The sequence below is a fragment of the Streptomyces sp. FH025 genome (genome assembly GCF_017427025.1).
Taxonomy (GTDB): Bacteria; Actinomycetota; Actinomycetes; order Streptomycetales; family Streptomycetaceae; genus Kitasatospora.
The window spans coordinates 1-4,119 of the sequence record NZ_JAFLNG010000686.1; the positions used below are offsets into that span (position 1 = coordinate 1).

The 4,119-nt window shown below is 71.8% G+C and carries 2 protein-coding genes; both read left to right on the forward strand.

Going from position 1 to position 4,119, the window contains the following annotated elements:
- Positions 1 to 217 precede the first annotated feature (217 nt).
- A complete protein-coding gene (locus J0670_RS32040; protein ID WP_207815506.1) occupies positions 218 to 1,756 on the forward strand; it encodes an alpha/beta hydrolase in 1,539 nt (512 codons plus the stop codon).
- Positions 1,757 to 1,935: 179 nt separating this feature from the next.
- A partial coding sequence (locus J0670_RS32045) for a transglycosylase domain-containing protein (RefSeq protein WP_207815508.1) occupies positions 1,936 to 4,119 on the forward strand: 2,184 nt, incomplete at its 3' end.

Here is a 4,119-nt window from a genome sequence, read left to right on the forward strand (position 1 = left end):
CATCGAGCGTTTCCGTCGTCACCTCACGCCTCCTCAGTTCTCCTGCCCAGCCCCGAAATCATCGGCGCCCGCCGCTCCGCCGCCCGGAAGGGCGCGGACCGTGGGCGCGCCGCGCGCGGGTGGGGGCCGCACCCGGCCCGGGCGGGGGCTTGCCCCACCCTCGGCCCGCCTGCTGCCCGCATGGGCCCAAGTCCCTGGCCGCAGCAGACTCTTGGGCATGCCGAAGACCATCCGCCGCGCCGCCGCCACCGCCGCGGCCGCCACCCTCGCCGTCACCGCGCTCACCGCCCTGCCCGCTGCGGCCGACCCGGACCGGGGCCGGGACCGGCTCAACTGGTCGGCCTGCCAAGGCCAGGGCCAGGGCCAGGGCCAGGACGACCAGGGCGACCGGAGCCGGAACCGTGACGCCCCCCGCCAGTTGTGCGCCGATCTCACCGTCCCCCTGGACTACAACGACCCGGGTGGCCCACAGATCACGGTCGCCGTCTCCCGGATCGCCACCGCGAAGCCGGGACTGCGCCGGGGCGTCCTGCTGATCATCCCGGGCGGCCCCGGCGACAACGGCCTCGACCGCCCGAGCGGAGCGGTCAAGCGCCTCCCGAAGCCCGTCCTGGACCGCTTCGACCTGGTCGGCTTCGATCCGCGCGGCGTCGGCCGCTCCACCCCGGTCAGCTGCGGGCTGGACCACTCCGACCTGGCGATGGTCAAGCTCCGCCCCTGGCCGGCCGCCGACGGCTCGATCGACGAGAACCTCGCCACCGGCCACCACTTCGCCGACGCCTGCGCCCGCAACGGCGGCCCGGTGCTGCGCAGCATCTCCACCGCCAACGAGGCCCGCGACATCGACAGCATCCGCCGCGCCCTGGGGGAGCGGCGGCTCTCCGCCTGGGGCACCTCGTACGGCACCTACGCGGGCGCCGTCTACGCCACGATGTTCCCCCGGCACACCGACCGGATCGTGCTGGACAGCAACGACGACCCGGACCCGTCGCGGGTGGGCCGCGGCTGGCTCGCCGCCTTCGGCCAGGGCGCCGAGGACCGCTTCCCCGACTTCGCCAGGTGGGCGGCCGCCCCCGGAAATCCGGACCGGGTCGCGGACACCCCGGAGGAGGTCCGCCCGCTCTTCCTCGACCTCGCCGCCCGGCTGGACCGCGCCCCGCTGCCCTGGCCGGGCGCCAACCCGGCCGAGCTGAACGGCAACGTGCTGCGCGAGTCGATGCTGACCAGCCTGTACGCGGACGCCCGGTTCCCCGACCTGGCCCGGCTGATGCTGGCGGCCCTCGGCCGCCGCCCGCTGCCCACGCCGGTGAGCGTTCCCGACGAGGTGCTGCAGAACCACATCGCCGCCTCGGCCGGCACCCTGTGCAACGACGTCGAGTGGCCCGCCGACCCGGCCGGCTACGCCGAGGACGTCGCCGCCGAGCGCGCCGCCCGTCCGCTCACGGCCGGCATGCCGGTGAACGCGATGCCCTGCGCCGTCTGGCCGTTCGCGCCCGCCGAGCCGCCGGTCACGGTGACCGACCGGGGCCCGGCGAACGTCCTGCTGGCGCAGAACCTGCGCGACCCCGCCACCCCGTACGGCGGCGCGCTGAAGCTGCGCGCGGCCTTCGGCGAACGCGCCCGGATGGTCACGGTGGACGCCGGCGGGCACGACGTCTACCTGGCGAACGGAAACGCCTGCGGCGACGCGGCGGTGACGGACTTCCTGGTGACGGGCCGCCGTCCGGCCGAGGACGTGTTCTGCCCGGCGGGCTGAGCCCAGGCCTCGCCACGGTGGGGGCAACGGGCTGTGGACGAACGGTCCTTGCCCCCGCCGAGGCCGCTCCCGGGTCTCCGGGCGACTGGCCGGAACGAGTCGAAGCTGTCGCGATTTTGTGACAATCCTTCGCGGACACCCCGCCCACGCAGGGGATTCCCGGCCGTAATCTTCGGACTATGTCACCGAAGAGCCGCATACCTGCCCGGGACCCGGGCGACACCTGGGTCCCGCGCCCGAGGCGCCGGGAGACCCCGCTCGGATTCCTGGGCCACGCGGCCAAGTTCCTCGGTTCCAGCGTGCTCGGCGGCGTGCTGCTGGCGGGCCTGATCCTCCCGGCGGCGGGCGCGGTCGGGCTGGGGGCGAAGAGCGGCGCCGAGAGCTTCGAGAGCATCCCCGACGACTTCAAGACCCCGCCGCTCACCCAGGCCACCCAGATCTTCGACGCCAAGGGCGGCCTGATCGCCAAGGTCTACGAGCGCGACCGCACGGTGCTGACGGCCGACCAGATGTCGCCGCTGATCCGCCAGGCCCAGGTGGACATCGAGGACGCCCGCTTCTACGAGCACGGCGCCGTCGACCTCAAGGGCATCCTGCGGGCGATCACCAAGAACGCGGAGAGCGGCGCCGCCGTCCAGGGCGCCTCCACGCTGACCCAGCAGTACGTGAAGAACGTCAACGTGGAGAAGGCCGGCGACGACCTGGAGGCGGTGCGCGAGGCCCAGCGCAAGACGCTCGGCCGCAAGATCCAGGAACTCCGGTACGCCATCAAGCTGGAGGAGGACCTGCCGAAGGAGCAGATCCTCACGAACTACCTGAACATCACCTTCTACGGCCACCAGGCGTACGGCATCCAGGCCGCCTCCCAGCGCTACTTCGGCAAGGACGCCAGGGACCTCTCCCTGCCCGAGGCGGCGATGCTCGCCGGGTTGGTGCAGAACCCGTCCCAGTACGACCCGAAGCTGCACCCGGTCGCCGCCCAGAAGCGCCGGGACACCGTCATCGACAAGATGGTGGAGAACAAGCACATCACCGCCGCCCAGGCCAAGGAGGCCAAGGCCGCGCCGCTCGGCCTCAACTACCGGGATCCGCAGAACGGTTGCATCACCGCCCAGGCCGGCATGGGCTTCTTCTGCGACTACGTGCGCCACGTCGTCCGGCAGGACCCGGTGTTCGGCAAGAGCGCCGCCGAGCGCAAGAAGCTCTGGGACACCGGCGGTCTGAACATCTACACCACGCTGGACCCGGACAAGCAGGCGGCCGCGCAGAACGCCGTCTCCACCAAGGTGTTCGTCACCGACCCGGTCTCGGCGGCGATGACCATGGTCGAACCCGGCACCGGCAAGATCCTGGCGATGGCCCAGACCCGTCCGTACGGCCTGGCGAAGGAGAAGAACCAGACCGTCGTCAACCTCAACGTGGACGCGGCGATGGGCGGCGGCATCGGCTTCCAGCCCGGCTCCAACTTCAAGCCGATCGTGGCCGCCGCCGCCCTGGAGGCCGGTCTGCCGTCCACCCAGCGGTACGACTCGCCCAACCGGATGGACTGGCCGACGATGAAGACCTGCGACGGCACCTGGAAGAACCTGAACAAGGGCAAGAAGGAGGGGACGATCCCCAACGAGAGCGCCCGCGAGGTCGGCCCGTACGAGCTCAAGGAGGCGATGGCCCTCTCGGTCAACACCTACTTCGTGCAGATGGAGCAGGAGATCGGCCTCTGCGCGGTCAAGCAGATGGCCAACAAACTGGGCGTGACCGCCAAGGCCAACGGCGAGCCGCTGCAGGAACTGCCCGCGCTCGGCCTGGGCACCCAGGAGGTCAGCCCGCTGACCATGGCCAACGTGTACGCCACCTTCGCCGCCCGGGGCAACTACTGCGCGCCGATGGCGATCAACCGGATCACCACCGTGGACGGCAAGGACGTCCCGGTGAACCCGGCCCGCTGCGACCAGGTGATGTCCCCGGACACCGCCGACGTGATCAACAGCGTGCTGCTCGGGGTGACCGAGAAGGGCGGCACCGCGCGCGACCTCCGGCTGGACGACGACCGCCAGATCGCGGGCAAGACCGGCACCACGGACGAGAAGAAGTCGGCCTGGTTCACCGGCTACACCGGGAACCTGGCCGGCTCGGTGTGGCTGGGCAGCCCGGGCACCAAGGTGCCGATGAAGAACATCCGGATCGGCGGCCAGTACCAGACCGAGGTGTTCGGCGCGACAGGCCCGGGGCCGATCTGGCAGCAGGCGATGAGCGACGCGGTGAAGGACATGCCGCAGGAGGAGTTCACCACCGTCTACATCCCGGACCCGGTCAAGCGCGATCCCAACTGCACCACCTCCAGCGGCTCGCCGAGCTCGGTCACC

Excerpts from the sequence above, each read along its gene's own strand:
- J0670_RS32040 (WP_207815506.1), top strand. The coding sequence starts at position 218 with ATGCCGAAGACCATCCGCCGCGCCGCCGCCACCGCCGCGGCCGCCACC.